This is a genomic window from Paraburkholderia sp. D15 (assembly GCF_029910215.1).
Lineage (GTDB): Bacteria > Pseudomonadota > Gammaproteobacteria > Burkholderiales > Burkholderiaceae > Paraburkholderia.
Genome location: NZ_CP110396.1, coordinates 2,314,844 through 2,332,750, shown reverse-complemented (window position 1 = coordinate 2,332,750; position 17,907 = coordinate 2,314,844). Strand labels below are relative to the sequence as shown.

15 protein-coding genes are annotated in these 17,907 nt (G+C 64.5%); 7 read left to right on the top strand and 8 right to left on the bottom strand.

Annotated elements, in window-relative coordinates; translation table 11 throughout:
- The first annotated feature begins 155 nt into the window (after nucleotides 1-155).
- Nucleotides 156-1,565 (top strand): cache domain-containing protein, encoded by a 1,410-nt coding sequence (locus LFL96_RS30180; RefSeq protein WP_281001554.1) that lies wholly within the window; start codon nucleotides 156-158, stop codon nucleotides 1,563-1,565.
- A gap of 7 nt (nucleotides 1,566-1,572) precedes the next feature.
- On the top strand, nucleotides 1,573-2,232 hold the full coding sequence (locus LFL96_RS30175; protein ID WP_281001553.1) for a response regulator transcription factor: 660 nt from the start codon (nucleotides 1,573-1,575) through the stop codon (nucleotides 2,230-2,232).
- A gap of 56 nt (nucleotides 2,233-2,288) precedes the next feature.
- Here LFL96_RS30175 and LFL96_RS30170 read toward each other — a convergent pair whose 3' ends face one another.
- Nucleotides 2,289-3,395, bottom strand: coding sequence for a catalase family protein (locus LFL96_RS30170; protein ID WP_348638430.1), 1,107 nt, complete (start codon nucleotides 3,393-3,395; stop codon nucleotides 2,289-2,291).
- Nucleotides 3,396-3,509: 114 nt separating this feature from the next.
- Here LFL96_RS30170 and LFL96_RS30165 point away from each other — a divergent pair, with 114 nt between their 5' ends.
- The 5 genes from LFL96_RS30165 to LFL96_RS30145 all read left to right on the top strand — a co-directional run bounded on the left by LFL96_RS30165 (nucleotide 3,510) and on the right by LFL96_RS30145 (nucleotide 9,109).
- Nucleotides 3,510-4,052, top strand: coding sequence for a hypothetical protein (locus tag LFL96_RS30165; RefSeq protein ID WP_281001551.1), 543 nt, complete (start codon nucleotides 3,510-3,512; stop codon nucleotides 4,050-4,052).
- Between the two features lie 159 nt (nucleotides 4,053-4,211).
- Nucleotides 4,212-6,155, top strand: coding sequence for an arylsulfatase (locus LFL96_RS30160; protein WP_281001550.1), 1,944 nt, complete (start codon nucleotides 4,212-4,214; stop codon nucleotides 6,153-6,155).
- A gap of 7 nt (nucleotides 6,156-6,162) precedes the next feature.
- Nucleotides 6,163-7,278 (top strand): formylglycine-generating enzyme family protein, encoded by a 1,116-nt coding sequence (locus LFL96_RS30155; protein ID WP_281001549.1) that lies wholly within the window; start codon nucleotides 6,163-6,165, stop codon nucleotides 7,276-7,278.
- A gap of 38 nt (nucleotides 7,279-7,316) precedes the next feature.
- The gene (locus LFL96_RS30150) at nucleotides 7,317-8,135 is read left to right on the top strand and encodes a MetQ/NlpA family lipoprotein (RefSeq protein ID WP_281003900.1); all 819 of its coding nucleotides are present in this window, start codon (nucleotides 7,317-7,319) and stop codon (nucleotides 8,133-8,135) included.
- 86 nt (nucleotides 8,136-8,221) lie between these two features.
- Nucleotides 8,222-9,109 carry a hypothetical protein gene (locus LFL96_RS30145; RefSeq protein WP_281001548.1) on the top strand — a complete coding sequence of 296 codons (888 nt, stop codon included), beginning with the start codon at nucleotides 8,222-8,224 and terminating at the stop codon, nucleotides 9,107-9,109.
- Here the strand turns inward: LFL96_RS30145 and LFL96_RS30140 are convergent.
- From LFL96_RS30140 to LFL96_RS30110, 7 genes are all read right to left on the bottom strand, one after another.
- Entirely contained in the window at nucleotides 9,106-10,377 is a 1,272-nt protein-coding gene (locus LFL96_RS30140) for an HlyD family efflux transporter periplasmic adaptor subunit (protein ID WP_281001547.1), read from the bottom strand. The two genes, LFL96_RS30145 and LFL96_RS30140, sit on opposite strands and share 4 nt — an antisense overlap.
- A gap of 61 nt (nucleotides 10,378-10,438) precedes the next feature.
- Nucleotides 10,439-12,001, bottom strand: coding sequence for an efflux transporter outer membrane subunit (locus LFL96_RS30135; protein WP_281003899.1), 1,563 nt, complete (start codon nucleotides 11,999-12,001; stop codon nucleotides 10,439-10,441).
- Between the two features lie 17 nt (nucleotides 12,002-12,018).
- Nucleotides 12,019-13,023, bottom strand: a complete 1,005-nt coding sequence (locus LFL96_RS30130) for a glycosyltransferase family 2 protein (protein ID WP_281001546.1) — start codon at nucleotides 13,021-13,023, stop codon at nucleotides 12,019-12,021.
- A 10-nt stretch (nucleotides 13,024-13,033) separates the two neighbouring features.
- Entirely contained in the window at nucleotides 13,034-14,587 is a 1,554-nt protein-coding gene (locus LFL96_RS30125) for a DHA2 family efflux MFS transporter permease subunit (RefSeq protein WP_281003898.1), read from the bottom strand.
- A gap of 113 nt (nucleotides 14,588-14,700) precedes the next feature.
- Nucleotides 14,701-16,044, bottom strand: coding sequence for a nucleotide disphospho-sugar-binding domain-containing protein (locus tag LFL96_RS30120; protein WP_281001545.1), 1,344 nt, complete (start codon nucleotides 16,042-16,044; stop codon nucleotides 14,701-14,703).
- Nucleotides 16,045-16,054: 10 nt separating this feature from the next.
- Nucleotides 16,055-16,624: an isoprenylcysteine carboxylmethyltransferase family protein gene (locus tag LFL96_RS30115; protein WP_281001544.1), complete on the bottom strand. Its 570-nt coding sequence runs from the start codon at nucleotides 16,622-16,624 to the stop codon at nucleotides 16,055-16,057.
- On the bottom strand, nucleotides 16,621-17,568 hold the full coding sequence (locus LFL96_RS30110) for an alpha/beta hydrolase (RefSeq protein WP_281001543.1): 948 nt from the start codon (nucleotides 17,566-17,568) through the stop codon (nucleotides 16,621-16,623). The genes LFL96_RS30115 and LFL96_RS30110 overlap by 4 nt, the downstream gene beginning before the upstream one ends.
- Nucleotides 17,569-17,907 lie beyond the last annotated feature (339 nt).

Sequence of the window (17,907 nt, the reverse complement as noted above, 5' to 3'; positions counted from 1 at the left end):
TTCTCCTAAGTCTAATAGTGACGCCGCGCACGGCGGCACGCGAGGCAAACCACGTCGCGGGGATGTAGTATTCGCCTTCGTAAGCGTCCTCACAAGCGCGCAACTACGTACGGCGGCTACGTAATACTACGTAGCCGCCGCCGCTCCCTCCTGCCATGAAACTCAAAGCGAAGATTGTCCTGCTGGCGATCGTGCCCTTCCTGGGGGCCATGGCGAGCATTGAAATCGGTGTGCGCGAAGAAGCGATCGCGCTCGCCGAGGCGCAGCACGCGACCACCCAGGCGGCCTACATGGCCAGCAAGCAGCTCGAACTGAAGCATTACGTCGAACTCGCGTCGACGGCCATCGCGCCGCTGTATGACGCCGGCCAGGAGAACGCCCGCGACGACTCGATGCTGCGTACCCGCGCGCTCGACGTGCTGCAGAAAATGGACTACGGCAAGGACGGCTACTTCTTCGTGTACGACACGCACGGCCGCTCGCTGATGCATCCGCGCGAACCCGATCTCGTCGGGCGCGACCTGTGGGAACTGCGCGATCCGCAGGGCATTCTCACCATCCAGCAGTTGCTCGCGGCCTCCGCGCGCGGCGGCGGCTACGTGCGCTACGTGTGGCACAAGCCGTCCACCGGCAAGCTCGCGTCGAAGCTCGGCTACGTGGTGCCGCTCGAACGCTGGGGCTGGATGATCGGCACCGGCATCTATCTCGACGATGTCGACGCGGCGCTCGCCGACCTCGATGCACGCGCGGCGGCCAATATCGATCGCACGATGAAATGGATCGACGCGATCGCGGTGGCCGGCATCGCCGTGATCGCGCTGTGCGCGCTGGTGCTGAACGTCACCGAATACCGCAGCGCCGACGCGAAGCTGAAGCGGCTCGCGCAGCAGGTGGTCGAGTCGCAGGAAAACGAACGCGCGCGTCTGTCGCGCGAACTGCACGACGGCATCAGCCAGATGATGGTGTCCGTGAAGCTGCTGCTCGAATCGGCGCTCGCGCGCTTCGAGCGCAGCGACGTGCGCGTGCCCGCCGCCGAGGCCGCGCTCGCCACGAGTCTCACGCGGCTCGGCGACACCTTGCGCGAGGTGCGGCGCATTTCGCACGCGCTGCGTCCGTCGATGCTCGACGATCTCGGCGTGGCCGCCGCGCTGGAACAACTCAGGCGCGAGCTTGGCGAGCAGTCGTCGATCGAGATCGGCTTCACGCAGATCGCGCATACGCACGCCGCCGTGCTGCCCGACGTGGTGAACACCGTGCTGTTCCGGATCGCGCAGGAGGCGTTGACCAACATCGTGCGGCACGCGCAGGCCACCAGCGCCGCGCTCACGCTGGAAATCTCGCACGACGCCGTCACGCTGACGATCACCGATAACGGGCGCGGCTTCGACGTGACCGATGCATTCGTCGGCCGGCGCGCGGGCGTCGGTCTGCGCAACATGCGCGAGCGGCTCGAAGCGCTCGGCGGCAACCTGTCGCTCAGCTCGCAGCCTGGCCATACGCTCGTGAGCGCGCGCGTGCCGCTCGGCACGCGCGTGGCCGATGTGGCCCCCCTGCAGGTACATTAATTTCATCATGACCGACACATCGTCTGCCCTCGCGCCTGCCCTCGCCCGTCTACTGCTTGTCGACGATCACCCGTTGGTGCGCGACGGCCTGCGCGCGCGGCTCGAAGCCAGCGGCCATTTCGAAATCGTCGGCGAAGCGGGTAATGCGCAAGAAGCGCTCGCACTCGCTGCGCACGCGACCCCTCACCTCGTGCTGATGGACGTCGGCATGAACGGGATGAACGGCATTGCGCTCGCCGGTCTGTTTCACGAGCAGTTCCCGGGTATCCGCGTGCTGATGCTGTCGATGCACGACAACCTCGAATACGTGACCCAGGCGGTGCGGGCCGGTGCGAGCGGCTACGTGCTGAAGGATTCGCCCGCCACGGAGATCATTCAGGCGATCGGCGCGGTGCTCGACGGCAAGCAGTTCTTCAGCGCGGGGCTCGGCGCGCGCCTGATTCAGGCTTCGGCGAATCAAGCGCCGGTCGAACGGCTCACGCCGCGCGAGCGCGATATTCTCGACGCGCTCGCCGAAGGACTCTCGAGCAAGCAGATCGCGCAGCGTAACGATCTGTCGGTGCGCACGGTGGAAACGCATCGGCTGAATCTGAAGCGCAAGCTCGATATCGAAGGGCAGGCGGAACTGATCAAGTTCGCGGTGGAGAACCGGCGCACGAAGCGTTGAATGCTCGCGGTTGAACACTCGCGCGGAAAAGGCTCCGCGCGCCGGCCTGGGATTCGTCAATCCGGCAGCGGTTCGGCCGAACGCGGCTCATGCATCGGACAACCGTTGTGCTGCCCGCGAAAGGCCGACGACATTTCATACGCCGGCTTACGCGAACGCATCACGCCGCCCAACGGCCGATGCGCGCTCAAACCCTGCCACGGGCTGAAAGCCAGACGATCGTCGACCACTGCGGCGCGTGCATCGGTCCATGCCGGCTGTGGCAGAACGGTCAACCGTGCGACCGTCACGTACGGGCTTTCGTCCTCCGGCCATTTAACGGATGCGTCCTCGATCGGCATCCTGTCGAGATCGGTGGCGAGTTGCACACGCACCTCCCACTGCGCGGTGTTATCGACGAAAAACGCGTTGACGGCGTCGCGCAGGCCGTTCGGTTTGCCGTCCAGGTCCACGGGCGCATCGGTCAACGCCGTCAAGCTCGCCGACACCGGCACCACACTCAGCTTCGCGTAGTAAGGCCCATACAGAAACGGCACCATCGTGTAGTACGTCTCGCCGAGTACATGGGTCTTCGGATGTCCGCCCAGATTGCGCAGCGTCGGACTTTCCCCGCCCAACGCTTCCACCGCGGATTCCGCGCCGCGCAACACAGCGGACAGCGCCTTCTTCATCCCCGGCGCTTTATCGGTCGTCTTTGCCAGCATCTTCAGCATGCCGAGAAATTTTTTCGGCGTCGGCGCGCCGAATGCGGGCGCGTTCTGCATCACGAAGTCCTGGGTCACCGCGTCTTCGCTTCCCGGCAAACGCTCGCCATCCACACCGATCATCTTCAGCGCCAGACCGCGCGGCGTGGACACGCCGTCGTCGAGAATATCGCCGGGGTTGGTCGAAAAGCGCATCACGACCGGGTATTTTCCGGCACGCGCGAACGCGCCTTGAGCATAAACGGGTGGCAGATTCGCCAACACTTCCAGTTCGCCTTGCAGCAGACCGTGACTCTTTGCGTGGACGCTTCGCACCGCGTGTCCATAGTCCTTGTACGTGGTTTCGATGATGCTGCGTAACGTCTCGACCAGTTCGCGGGTCGTCTCCGCCTCGTCGTCGGGGATTTGCTCGAAGGAAGGGTCGAAGCGCAACGGTTGAATCATAAGTGGGTCGGCCATCATCAACTCCAGGTATTGGTGGGGTCTCGCAAGAGCTTCGGCTGCTGCGCGATAATCCAGACTCCGCAAGGGGTGTTCCACACTCCAAGCAACCTGCCCCAGGAGCGTTTGCCCATGAAACGTAGTGCATCGTTGCGACTGGCTTTTCTTCTGATCTTCACGGCGAGTACTCACACCTACGCCGACCCGGCGCGCGCGAATCGCGGCCACGATCCGTTCTTCCAGATATCCAAAGCGATCGACGGTTGCCCTGCACCGCTGGGTCCGCTCGAAACCGAACAGGAATGGCTCGACGACAGCCACTACCGGATCGAGCGCGGCAACAGTTGCTGGGTGGAGGGCCGTTGCCGTCTGCCGAACGGCTATCTGTACGACACGGAAATTGCCGAGGCCGTGCAGCGGCGTCTGACCAACATCAACTACGCGACCCACTGGCGCGAACAGTCGACGTTATGGCTCACGCTACAACGCCGCTTCATCTATGTGGAAGGCTGCGTCGCGCCCGGCTTCGACAAGCAGACCTTTCTCAACGAACTCGGCAAGACCGCCGACGTCGAGCGCGTGATCGACAACACGACGCCTAATCCGAAAGCGACGCAATTGCCGTATAAAACGCTCGCCGATCCGGACCGGCCCGTGCTCGATCCCGGCAACTAATGAAAGTCGTCGCACACGACAACACCCCGCCCCCAATAACCAATATTTCGCTAAAGCACCTATATCCGCAATCGAACATAGCAACGCAGAAATCGATCTTTGGCCATCCTTACGTCATTGTTACCATCGGCGACCCGACATATCCGGTCAACCAGAACAATGACAACACAACGATCGCAACACTCGAGTTTTCGCCTTGGTCTTATCGGCGCGGCCATCGCCAGCCTCGTCACGCTCGCCTCGTGCGGCGACGGCAGTCTGCCTGGCAGCGCGACCCCACCCGTCGCGCAGAAGCGTCCGAACATTCTGTACATCATGGCCGACGATCTCGGCTACTCCGACATCCACGCGTTCGGCGGCGAAATCAACACGCCGAATCTCGACGCGCTGGTGCAATCGGGCCGCATCCTCACCAATCATCACACCGGCACCGTCTGCGCGATCACGCGCTCGATGCTGATCTCGGGCACCGACCACCATCTGGTCGGCGAGGGCACGATGGGCGTGCCGACCGACGAACGCAAGGGCCTGCCCGGCTACGAAGGCTATCTGAACGACCGCGCGTTGTCGGTCGCGCAATTGCTGAAGGACGGCGGCTATCACACGTACATGGCCGGCAAGTGGCACATCGGCTCGGGGATCGTCGGCAGCGCGACCGGCGGCGGACAGACACCGGACCAATGGGGTTTCGAACATAGCTATGCGTTGCTAGGCGGCGCCGCGACCAATCACTTCGCGCACGAACTCGCGAACTCGCAGAACTACACCGAAGACGGCAAGTACGTGCAGCCCGGCCAGCCGGGTCAACCGGGCGGCGCGGGCGGCAGCCCCGCGGTGTTCTACTCGACCGACTTCTACACGCAGCGCCTGATCTCGTACATCGATTCGAACAAAGGCGACGGCAAGCCGTTCTTCGCGTACGCGGCCTTTACCTCGCCGCATTGGCCATTGCAGGTACCCGATCCTTATCTGCACAACTACGTCGGCAAATACGACGCGGGTTACGACGTGATCCGCAACGCACGCATCGCGCGGCAAAAAGCGCTCGGCATCATTCCGAACGACTTCGTGCCGTACGGCGGCGCATCGGAGACGCTGGTCGCGAGCCCGGCCACGCCGAACAACGGCACGCCCAGCGCGAAGTACGTGAGCGCGGTGCATAGCGCGGCGCAGGGTTATACCGACTACGGTCCCGGCACGGTCAACAAGACGTGGGCGAGTCTGTCGCCGGCCGAGAAGAAGGCGCAGGCGCGCTACATGGAAATCTACGCGGGCATGGTCGAGAACCTCGATCACAACATCGGCCTGCTGATCCAGCATCTGAAGGACATCGGCGAGTACGACAACACCTTCATCATGTTCCAGTCGGACAACGGCGCGGAAGGCTGGCCGATCGATTCCGGCGCGGACCCGACCGCCACCGATACCGCCAACTCCATCGATCCGGTCTATTCGCAACTCGGCACCGACAACGGTCAGCAGAATGCACAACGTCTGCAGTACGGCTTGCGCTGGGCCGAAGTCAGCGCCACACCGTTCCGTCTGACCAAGGGCTATTCCGGCGAAGGCGGCGTGTCCACGCCGCTGATCGTGCACCTGCCCGGCCAGACCACGCAGAAGACGACGCTGCGTTCGTTCACGCACGTGACCGACAACACCGCCACCTTCCTGGCGGTCGCGCAGATCACGCCGCCGACGCAAGCCGCGCCGCCCCTGATCAATACGCTGACCGGCGTCGATCAGAACAAAGGCAAGGTGATCTACAACAATCGCTACGTGTATCCCATCACCGGGCAATCGCTGCTGCCGCTGCTCAACGATCAGACCACGGCGGCGGTGCATAGCGCGTCGTTCGGCGACGAAGCGTACGGACGCGGCTATCTGCGCAGCGCCGACGGCCGCTGGAAAGCGCTGTGGACGGAGCCGCCGCTCGGTCCCGTCGACGGTCACTGGCAACTGTTCGACATGACCGCCGACCGCGGCGAAACGCAGGACGTCGCGACGCAGAACCAGTCCGTGGTCGATACGCTCATTCAGCAGTGGAACAGCTATATGAGCAGCGTCGGCGGCGTCGAGCCATTGCGGCCGCGCGGTTACTACTGAGCGCGCCATGACCGTTCGCTTCAGGTTCAAACGCGGCGCCGCGCTGTATGGCGCGTATGCCGCGATCGCGGCGGCCGCTTTCGTCGCCGCCTATAGCGTCGCGCCTGCCGTTGCCTCCGTCACCGCCGCCACTGCTACAGCCGCTTCGGCGGCGTTCGGCGGCGGCCGGGCCGGTGCGTTCGACGCGCTCAACCGTTCCCGTCCGCTTCTCGCGCTCGGCAGCGAAACGCAGTGCGAGCGCTACGGCGGTTTGCCGGCGCGCTGGCGCGACGATCCGCGCGCCGGCATGGTGCATCTGCGCGGCGGCGAGTTCGTGTTCGGCAGCAAGCTCGGCTACGAAGACGAGCGCCCGGCCGGCGACGGCAGGACGCATGTCGACGGTTTCTGGATCGATCAGACCGACGTGACGAACGCACAGTTCGCGGCCTTCGTGAAGGCGACCGGCTATGTCAGCGATTCGGAGCGCCAGGGCGGCGCGGTCGTGTTCCACACGCCGACCCGCGACGAGATGAATGCGCGCGACCTCGCGTGGTGGACGTGGGTGAAGGGCGCCGCGTGGAATCATCCGGACGGACCCGGCAGCACACTCGACGGCCGCATGAATCAACCGGTGACGCTCGTCACGCAGGCCGATGCCCTCGCCTACGCGCGCTGGCTCGGCCGCGATCTGCCGACGGAAGCCGAGTGGGAATTCGCGGGCAAGGCCGGTCGCGAGGGTGCGGATCTCGACACCGCGCCGCGTGACGAACACGGCAAACCAAGCGCGAATTACTGGCAAGGCGTATTCCCCGTGCTGAACACCAACGAAGATGGCCACACCGGTCTCGCGCCGGTGGGTTGCTATGCCGCGAACGATTTCAAGCTCTACGACATGATCGGCAATGCATGGGAATGGACCCGGGACGTCTACACCGGTCCGCATCAATCGCACACCAATGGCGACACGGCGGCGGTCGCGCCGGCCGGCCGCAAACACGACACGCCGATGGTCATCAAGGGCGGCTCGTTCCTGTGCTCGCGCGACTATTGCGTGCGGTATCGCGCGGCGTCGCGGGAACAGCAGGAAGCGGATTTGCCGGCCTCGCATATCGGCTTTCGCACGGTGGCGAGGGACGCGTCATGAAGCGTTTGTCTTTTTCCACCGGGCGGCGGCCCGGCGCGATGTCGGCGCTTGCGCTGCCGTTTGCGTTCGCGCTTTCAATTGCGACCGCGCTGCCATTTCAGTACGCGCGGGCATCGGAGCCGGCTCAAGTGTCAGCGCCCACCGTCGTCAAGGTCGGCGTGATTCCCGGCGCGCACGCGCAGATCATGGAGGAAGTGCGCCGTGTCGCCGCGAGCCAGGGACTCACGCTCGACGTCGTGGTCTTCGACCGGCCCGAGAACATCGACTCAGCGCTGGCCGCGAAGCAGATCGACGCAGCGAGTTTCGAAGACGGCCCGAGCCTCGACGCGCAACGCAACCAGCACGGCTATCCGCTGACGAGCGTCGCGACCACGGTGACGTTTCCGATCGCACTGTATTCGCGCAAGCTGACGAATCTCGCGCAGTTGCAACGCGGTGCGACGATCGCGATTCCCGACGACGCCGAAGGCACGTCGCGCGCACTGATCCTGCTGCAGAACTTCACGCTGCTGACGTTCAAGGACAGCGCGGGTCTGCATGCGAAACTCGGCGACATCACCAGCAATCGTCTGAAGCTGAAGATTCGCCGCGCGCCGCGCGCGAAGCTGTTCGATACGTTGAACAGCGTGGCGTTCGCGGTGATCGACAGCGACGATGCCGCGCGCGCGGGACTCTATCCGGCGCGCGACGGTCTCGGCATCGAAGACGCGCGCTCGCCGTACGCGAACGTGCTGACGGTGCGTGACGCCGACCGTGCGCAGCCGTGGGTCTCGCAACTCGTGGCCGCGTATCACTCGAACGACGTCGCGCATTTCATCCTGACGTTCTATCAGGACTCGGTGCGCCGGCCGTGGTGAACGCGTCTTCGATTCCGCTTTCGCACTCGCAGTCGTATTCGTTCGCGTGTTCCGCTTGCGGCAAATGCTGCAATAGTGCGCCTGCGATGACCTTGCCGGAGTTGTTCCGGCATCGCGACCTGTTCGTCGGCTGTCTCGCTATCGGCCGCGTGCCGCGCCGGCGCGCGGGTGAACGGCTGCGCGCCGGCCTGCACGAACAAGTCCTCGACGACGCACACGCCGCGAGTGTCGACTCGATCGCGGATGCCACGCTGCATCGTGCCGGGGATACCTTCAGCATCGTCGTGCAGGGCTACGACTATTCGTCTCTCGCGCGCTGCCCCGCACTCGAAGACGACGGGCGTTGCGGTATTCACTTCGACCGCAAGCCGGTCACGTGCGAAGTTGTCCCGCTCGATCCGCTGCTGCCGGACTCGCTGCAACATCTGGTGCTGGCGGGACGCAATCAGAGCGCGCATTTTCTCGGCGCCGAGTGCATTCAACCCGGCGTGCGCGATGACGCGCCGCTGCTGGTGGCCGAGGGTCGCGTGGAAGATGCGAACGCGCGCGATGCGTTGGCGCGACGCCGTCATCAACTCGAGCGCGAGAAAGCCGTCTGGGGTCGCGCCGTGTTCGAATCGCTGCGCAGGGAGCTGTTCGAATCGCCCGCCGCGTTGGCCCGCATTCCCGCTGGCGGTTTTCTGACGATCTCGCTTGTGCCTGCGCTGCTGGCGGTAGCGGGTGCATCCGAGCGTTGCAGGCAAGGATGCATCGACTTTATCGACAGTCAGCTTGGGTTGATCGAGCGGCGTATTGCGGATGCGCTGCTGCGGCGCCGATTGGACGACCGGCCGGTGACGCAGACGTTGCGAGGGTTTGCCGGCGCTTACCAGAGAGCTAAAGCGTTACTGAACACGCCGCTTGATCGACGCGGCGAGCATGAGCATGTCGAGAACGCGGGCGTCGAAGACTATCTCTTTGGCGTGCAACCTTAGTCCGTCGCGGCATGTTGCGAGTTAGCGCGCTCGCCGCCGTGGGCGCCGTCGTTGCTATTGTCCCGGATGATCCGCGCGATCAACGCGTTGGCATCGCGCGACACGTTGTCGTGCACGCGTGTCGTCTGCGCGACCGCCGGCGTGTCGTTGCCGATCAGATGACCGCCACGTTGGCGCGTATCCACCGAAACCTGCATCGACAACCCAAGCCGTAGCGGATGCGCGGCCAAGTCAGCCGCGTCGAGCGAAATCACGATCGGCACGCGCTGCACGACCTTGATCCAGTTGCCCGCCGCGTTCTGCGGCGGCAGCATCGAAAACGCGCTGCCGGTGCCCGCCGAAAAACCTTCCACATGGCCGCGATACACGACCTGCGACCCATACACGTCCGACACGATCCGCACCGGTTGCCCGACCCGCATGCCGCGAATCTGTCCTTCCTTGAAGTTGGCCTCCACCCACAGACGTTCAAGCGGCACGATCGACATCAGCGCGAGACCCGGACCGACCTGCTGCCCGATCTGCACCGAGCGCTGACCGACGGTGCCGTCCACCGGCGACACCACGGTCGTGCGCTGCAGATTGCGATACGCGAGCCGCACCTGCGCGGCGGCCTGCAATACCGTCGGACTCGCTTCGACCGGAAACTTGCCGCCGAGCGCGCGCGCCGCGTCGAGCTGAACCTGCGCGGACGCGAGGTTCGCCTGCGCGACCGCCACCGCTTCCCTCGCGCGCGCCAGTTCTTCCGGCGACACGACCTCGACCGACGCATGATCGCGCGCCGCCAACGCGCGCTGCGCGAGCGCAAGTTCGGCGCGGCGCGCGTCGATGGATTGCACGTACAGCTTGCGCGAGATCGTCGCGTTGGCCACCTGGCGCACGGCCAGCGTGAGTTGCGCGCGAGCCTGCGCGAACGCGGCGGCGGCTTCCGTATCGTCGAGCTTGACGAGCGGCTGACCGGCGCGCACCTGACGCGTGTTGTCGACCAGAATGTCGGTGACCGTGCCCGGGATTTGCGCGGCGATCTGCACGATGTTGCCGGCCACGTAGGCGTCGTCGGTCTCTTCGTAGAAGCGCGCTCTCAATCCCCAGTACGTCGCCCATGCCGCGCCCGCGAGCGCCACCACGCCGAGAAAGAGCGCGAAACGGCGACGCCGCGTCGCGCGTTTGCGCGTGAGCGCGTCGTTCGTCTCGCCGGCCGTGTCGGGCTGTTCCTGTTGTTCCTGTATCCAGCCGGCGGCGTGCTGGGCCTGTTTATCGTTGTGCATTAGCGTTGTGCATTGGCGTTATTCATCGGCGTTGTGCGTTCGGTTGGCGTTCAGTCGAAGTTCATTCGAAGTGCGTGTCCATTACGCGTGCGTGAGAGAAGAATGCCGCCTGTGAATGCGCGACCGCCGGGCCCGCCATCTGGCGTTCGTCGAAGCCGCCGCCCAGTGCGCCGACCAACGCCACTTGCAGCAAACGGCGGCGGCCCTGCAGATCGATCTGCTGCGCGCGTTCGTCGAGCAGCGACAGGTCGGCCAGCGTGACGTCCTTCTGCATGCCGATGCCGCGTCGATGCCGTTCCTCGGCAATTGCGACGATCTTCGTCGCCGCATCGACCGCGCGCGACTGTTCGGCTGCCAGCGTATCGACCGTGCGCAGCGACGTGAGCTGGCGCGCGACATCGCCGAGCGCTTCGTCGAGGGTCTTGTTGTAAAGACCCACGGCGGCATCGACGTTCGCATAGTCGCCGCCCAGTTGCGCGCGCAAGCGGCTGCGATCGAAGATCGGCAGCGAAATCGCCGGGCCGATGGAGCCGGTCAGCGCGGCGCGCGAGAACAACGCGGCCGGCGTCAGCGCGGTGAGTCCGGCGAAGGCGACCAGATTCACATCAGGATAGAACTGCGCGCGCGTTGCGTCGGTGTTCGCGAGCGCCGCTTCGGCGCGCAGGCGCGCCGCCACGATGTCGGGGCGGCGGCCCAGCAGATCGACCGGTAGTTGCGCAGGCAACGGTGGATTGGCAGTCGCGGCGGCGAGACGCGGACGTTGCAGCGATAAACCGCGCTCCGGTCCACGCCCGGTCAGCACGCCGATCTGCAATTCGGTCAACTGCAAGCGCTCGTCATTGAGCGCCTGTTGCGACGCGAGACGACTGCGCTTGAGCGCAGCGTCCGCCGCGTCGTAAGCGTTGTCGATGCCGCGTGCGCCGCGCTCGCGCAATACCGCGTCGACGTGTTCCGCCGCTTGCTGCTTCTGCAGCAGGATGTCACGCATTGCGAAAGCACGGTCGAGTTCGCAGTAGAGCGTGACCAGTGCGACGGTCAGCATGAGGCGGGCCTGCTCGGCGTCAACGCGCGTCGCGTCGCGCGTGGACAACAGGCTGCGGGTCAGCGCGGCATTCTTGCCCCACAGGTCGAGCTGGTAACTCAGGCCCGCGATGACGGCGGCGGGCGATACCGTCGAATCGTCGAATAGCTGCACCGGAATTTGCTGGCCGGCCACCGACACATTGGCGACGTTGTTCGGCTGCGGGAGCCGTGCCTTGCTGACCGTGGCCGCCGCCGTGCCGGTCAGGCCGGTCAATGACGCAAACTGGTCGAGCTGCGCCTGCGCGGAACCGACTCGCGCCCTGGCGATCTGCAGGTCGGGGTTGTTCTCCAGGGCTTCCTGGGCGAGGCGGTCGAGTTGGGGATCGTTGTAGCGCTTGACCCAATCGGGCGCGGGCCACGCGCCGTTCGCGCCATTCGCGCCACGGCCGGCGGTTTTGGCGAGCGCGTCCACCGAAGGCTTGAGCGGTTGGACCGTCGTGTGCAGACCCGCGTCGCTGACGCAACCGCTAAGCGACGCAGCAACCAGCAGCGTCGCCGCCAGGCATCGCCTGTAACGGCAGCGCGACCGCCGGATCGACATGAACGTATCGCGCTTCATCATGAATGACGCGGCCGGTGTAATGCGGCTTCACTTGCGGCCGGTGTTGCCACGGCGCGCGCGCCCGCCGCCCTCGCCGCGAATCGTGGATGCGTTCCGTCGAGCGACCCCATGTTCGCGAACAGGCCGTCCCAGACGCCCAACGCAATGGCCGTGAGTTTGATCCGCTTGTTCCGTTCGGCGAGCACGATCTGCACGATCTGCCAGACCGTCAGCAGATTCGGCACGACCGCGACCGGCAAACGCAGGCCATATTGCAGCGCCAGTTGCATCGCGTTGCGCGCACTGTAATAGCGGCGAAACGCCGGATGATTCATCGTCGTTAATTCGAACGGCCCGAAGCGGTGGCGACGCCGCGCGCCGATACGATGCGACAGCACCAGCGTCGGCACCACGTACAAGGGCACATTGCGCCACAGCGCACGCAGACAGTATTCGGTATCCACGTGATCGATGAAGAGCGACTCGTCGAAGCGTCCCAGTGCCGCAAATGCCTCGCGCGAAATCACACAGCCCGACGAGATCAGGAAAGCGCAACGCTGCAACGCGACCCCGGCAGACACGTTCAGGCGTTCGACCGCGAGGCCGCTCGTGGCCAGCTCCGGCAAGAAGCGCTGATCGTTCTCGTCGAAGATGCGCGGCCCCAGCAGATACGCGTGACGGCCGATCGACGAGCACCGCGCGCGCATCACCGGGAAGTAATCGGCCGGCGTCTCCGAGTCCTGATCGAACAGCGCGACCGCATCGGCGCCCTGCTCGAACAGCGCCTGCAATCCGCAATTGAAAGCGCCCGCGATGCCGTGACGGTTGCCGTGGTGAAGCACCGCGATGCCCGCCTCTTTCAGCAACGCAGCCGCGCGCGCGTCGGGTTGCGGCGAGTTGTCGACCACCAGCAGGTGATCGCACGCATCGCCCGCATCGCACGCATCACGCAAAGCGACGGCACGCGCGAGTTGCGCGTCGCTCGGATGGAACAGAACGATCAGTGCGCCTAGCGTCGTCATCGTGATCTCCCTAGTGACCCAGACTCATCGCCGCGCCGCGCTTCGGCCGGGTGAGCCACATCATCGCGGCGAGCACGAGGCAGGTGACGCTCGCCATCTGGAACATGTCGCCGGTCGCCATCATGTACGCCTGCTGCTGCACCACGTGATGCAAGGTGACCAGTTCGCGCGCGCCATCGATCCCCATGCCATGCAGACTTTGCACAAAGCGCTGCGTATTGCCCGACGCTTTCGTGACCGATTGCGCGACCACGTCGTAGTGATAGAGCGCGCGGTTGTCCCACAGCGTCACGCTCATCGCCGTGCCGAATGCCGCCGACAACGTGCGCAGGAAATTCGACAGACTGGACGCGGCCGCGAGTTTGTCGTCGGCGACACGCGAGAGGGTCGCGGCCGTCAACGGAATGAAGAAGCACGGCAGGCCGATACCCTGGATCAGGCCCGGCGTGACGATCTGCGTGAAGGTCATGGTCAGCGTGAAATGCGCGTCCCACCAGAGCACGCCTGCAAACACGAGAAAGCCGAAGGTGACAAGCACGCGGGCGTCGAAGCGCGCCGCGAAGAGACCGACGAGGATCGAGAACACCAGCGCGAGCACGCCGAGCGGTGCGGTCGCGAGTCCGGCCTGATACGCGGTGTAGCCCATCACCGCCTGAAGCCACAGCGGAAAGATCACGCCGACCACGGAGAAACTCATCATGCCGAGCGAGATGATCAACACGCAAAACGAAAACGTGCGATCGCGAAACAGACTCAAATCGATCACCGGATGCTGCTCGCCCGCTTCCCAGATCAGCAGCGACACTAGCGCCAGCGCGGCGATGATCGACAGTGTCAGGATCAGCGGCGAATCGAACCAGCCGCGATCATGGCCGAGATCGAGCACCGCCTGCAGCGAGCCGACACCGACGATCAGCAGGACGATACCTGGCAGATCGATGGGAGCGGTTCGGGCATGGCGGCGCGAATCGGACAGCGTGTCCGGTCGCGTTTCGGGTCGTGGTTCAGGCCGTGTTTCAGGCCGCAGCAACGTCAGACACACGACGAACGAGAAGATGCCGATCGGCAGGTTGATCAGAAAGATCCACGGCCACGAGTAGCTGTCGATCATCCAGCCGCCGACCACCGGCCCGAAGATCGGCGCGAGCAACACGGTCATCGCCCACAGCGCAAGCGCGACGACGCGCTTGTCCGGAGGAAACGTGCGCAACAGAATGGTTTGCGACAGCGGCACCATCGGCCCGGAAAATAGTCCCTGCAACGCGCGGCACACCACCAGCACGTGCAGGTCGCCCGCCACGCCGCACAGCAGCGACGTGAGCGTGAAAAGAATCACGGCCGTGAGAAAAAGCCGTCTTTCGCCGACCCGCCGCGACAGCCAACCGGTCAACGGCACCGCGATCGCGGCGGCGACCGAATACGAACTGATGACCCATGTACCCTGGCTATTGGCGACGCCGAGGCCACCGGAAATCGCGGGCACGGCAACATTCGTCACGGTCGAATCGAGTACTTCGATGAAGGTGGCCAGCGACAACGCGAAAGTCAGCAACGCGAGCCGCATGCCGTGCAGTCGTGGCGCGGCCGAGACATTCGCCTGGGCACGATCCTTCGTATCGGGACCGTTGCCCGAGGCGTCGGGCCAACTCATGTCGCTGGACGAAGGCGTGCTTGTACTCATGCGCCGTGCCCCGTTACCACCATCGCCGTGCGCGTCACTGCCGCATCGGCGCGGCCCCACGGTACGCGTGCGCCACGTCGCATGAAACCCTCGATGAATTGCGCAGCCGCCTCGCAACCGTCCGGCGCGGCGGCGATGTGATCCTGCACGCGTCCGCACTGCGTCGCGATGGCGGGATCGCCGAGCACCTGCTTCAATGCGCGCGCAAGCGTGCGCGCCTGCAAGGGTCCATCGAGCCGTACGCCGCAGCCACTCGCCACGACTCGCGCCGCGTTGTCGAACTGATCGTGCGCGAACGGCGTGACCACCTGCGCGATGCCCGCGGCGTACGCGAGCGCAGCCGTGCCGATGCCGCCGTGATGCACCAGCGCGCGGCAGCGCGGCAACAGCGTTCGCATGGGTACGTAGCGTCGTTTGAGCAGCACGGTGGGCATCGGTCCGTGCGGATCGGCGGACTCCGGTGCCGACGCGGGCGCTTGCGGCGTAAGCAGAATGCCGCGCAGCCCGCTCTCCTGCAACGCGCCACGCACCGCTTCTTCGTAGCGCCCGTGATCGATCAACGTCGATCCCGCCGTGAACACCACGGGTCGTTCGCCGGTCGCGAGAAACGTGTCCAGTTGCGGATCGGATTGCGCATCGCCCGTTTCGTTGAATAGCGGAAAGCCGCTCGATCGATGTGGCGTTGGCCAGTCCGGCTGCGGCTGCGCGAACCATTCGGGAAACAGGCACAGCACGCCGTCGGTCGAATGCAGCCACTGCCCGAAAATGCGCGTGACCGGATCGAGCCGCAGTTGCGCGCGCAACGTATTCAGTGCCGGCCCGCATACCTTGTCGAGTACCTGTCGCTCGATCACGTACAGCAACGCCCTCTTCAATCCAAGCGGCAAGCCGCGCGGAATAGTCAGACGCGGATGCGTCGGCGGCGCATGCGTGGACAGCAAGGTGGACGGCGACACCTGCACCGACACCAACGGTACGCGGTACAACTCCTGGACCAGCCGCGCCGAAAACGCCCATAACGTGCCGACCATCATCGTGTCGTCGTCGATCATCGAGACGAGCGTCTGGAAATGCGGCTGCAACGTCGGCGCGATCACCGCCCACAAGGTGCGGAACGACGTACGCGGATGCCAGAGCGCCGGGTTCGCCATGGCAGCCGCGTATTCGCCGGCGGTGCCGATCGGCACGAACGCGAAACCCTGTCGACGCGCCGCCGCCTCGAATGGCGCATGGCTGCAGAACACGACCTCATGGCCACGCGCCGCGAGCGCCGCGCCGATACCGAGCAGCGGATGCACGTCGCCCGACGAACCGATCGCGGTGATGATCACTCGGGTCATGACGGGCGGCTCAAAAGAGACCGGGAATCAAGGCGGCCACGTCACGGCGATACTGCGCGTACGCCCCGCCGAAATAGCCGCTCAGCCAGCTTTCCTCGACCCGCACCTTATACGCAAGCGACGCGAAGATCAGCAGCAGCCCGGCCGCGCCGCGCCATTGCATGCCGATCAGCACCGCACCGGCCAATGCCAGCAGACAACCTGTATAGATAGGATGGCGCACCCAGCCATAGGGTCCGCTGCGCACGAGTTCGTGATCCTCTTTTAGCGTGACCGACACGCTCCAGTTGGCGCCGAGATGCAACCTCGCCCACACGGAAAACGCGAGTCCGGCGAGCAGCAGCGCAAAACCGGCGAGTTGCGGTACGCCGGGCGAATGCGGATCGAACGACCACGCGGCGCGGTCGAAGTCCGGCAATACGATCAACGCACCGCCGACGATCAACGGAATCGACTGCAACGTGCGCGAGATCGACGCCTCCCGGCGCGCGGTCGTCTTGACGCGGTTCGAGGTCGCAGTCCAGTACGCGACCCACACCATCCACGGGACGACGATGGCAATGCTCTGAGCGAGATTCATGGTAGTTCGGCCTGTTGGAACGAGTGATCGGCGGTGGTTTGCAATGCCACGCTGGACACATTGGCCAGGGTGGCTACGTCCGCCTGCGTTTCGAAGCAGTCGAGTGCGCGTTGCACCGGCGGCGGCCCGAAGAAGTCGAGAATCGCCGCGCGCACCTGGCGCAATGCCGCCTTGCCCTCCAGATCGAGGAAGTGCCCGGCCTGCGCGATCGTCTCGAACTCGGCGCTCTTCAGATGCGCGCACAACGAACGCGCGTCCACCGGCGTGGTGTACTCGTCGAGTTCACCGTTGATGAACTTCAGCCCGCAGTCGATATGCCGGAACTCATGCAGGTAGTGCTCCGGCCGGATCGCCAGGATCTGCTCGACGTGAAACGCCACCTGGTCCTGCTCCTCGCGCGGCAGCGTCGACAGATAGCGGAAGTTGTAGAGCTTCATGATTCGCGGCAGATGCTTGCCCACCGTGTCGTTGAGCAACTGCGCGGCCTTCAGGTTTTCGCCGGCGGCGATATGGTCGCGGGCGGTGCTCACGTAATCGATCATCGGTGCGTTCAGGCACGGCGAAAACGATGCGATCACCGCGCGCCTCACGCTGGTGCGCGCCCGCGACAACGCCAGCAGCGACGCCACCCCGCCCCATGAAACGGACAATAGAAAACTCGGTTCGAATAAGCGTATTAGATAAATCAGAATGTCGACTTCATCGTCTTTAGTCAGGACGAAGTCGCATTTATTATGCATTTTCGATTGACCGGCATAAGGCAAATCAAAACAGATCGGGTTATAACGCTCGCCGAGATATTTGATTGTCTGCCCGAACGAAGCGGTAGTGGCGAGCGCGCCGTTGATCAGAATGACACTCTCGAAGGCCGGATCGAATACGTGACGTTCAACGTAGACTTTCAGGCCCGCCGGCAGCGGAACAAGGAGTTTTTCGATGGGCATGGCGTATTCGCATGCACTTGCGTCGCGGCAAGTGCGTACCGATACCGCGCCCGCGCGTGCGGACGCCATGCGGCCGGACTACCACGGAGCGGGCCCATGCGACTTGCGTTGTACCCCGGCAAGTCCGGTCCGTGACGGTCGCTGCTGCATCGAAGTCTTAGCCTTCGACGCCTCGTGATATATCTTATATGCACTAATAGAATGCACGAAGAAAACGGCCATTCGTGCTTTTCATTCAATGCGAGTCTCTCGTTTGTGCGTGAAGACTTGATGTCAATATACGTTAGCAAACCGATTTTTAAAACAATTTCAAAACAATTTTTTTATCCCGTCTAATTC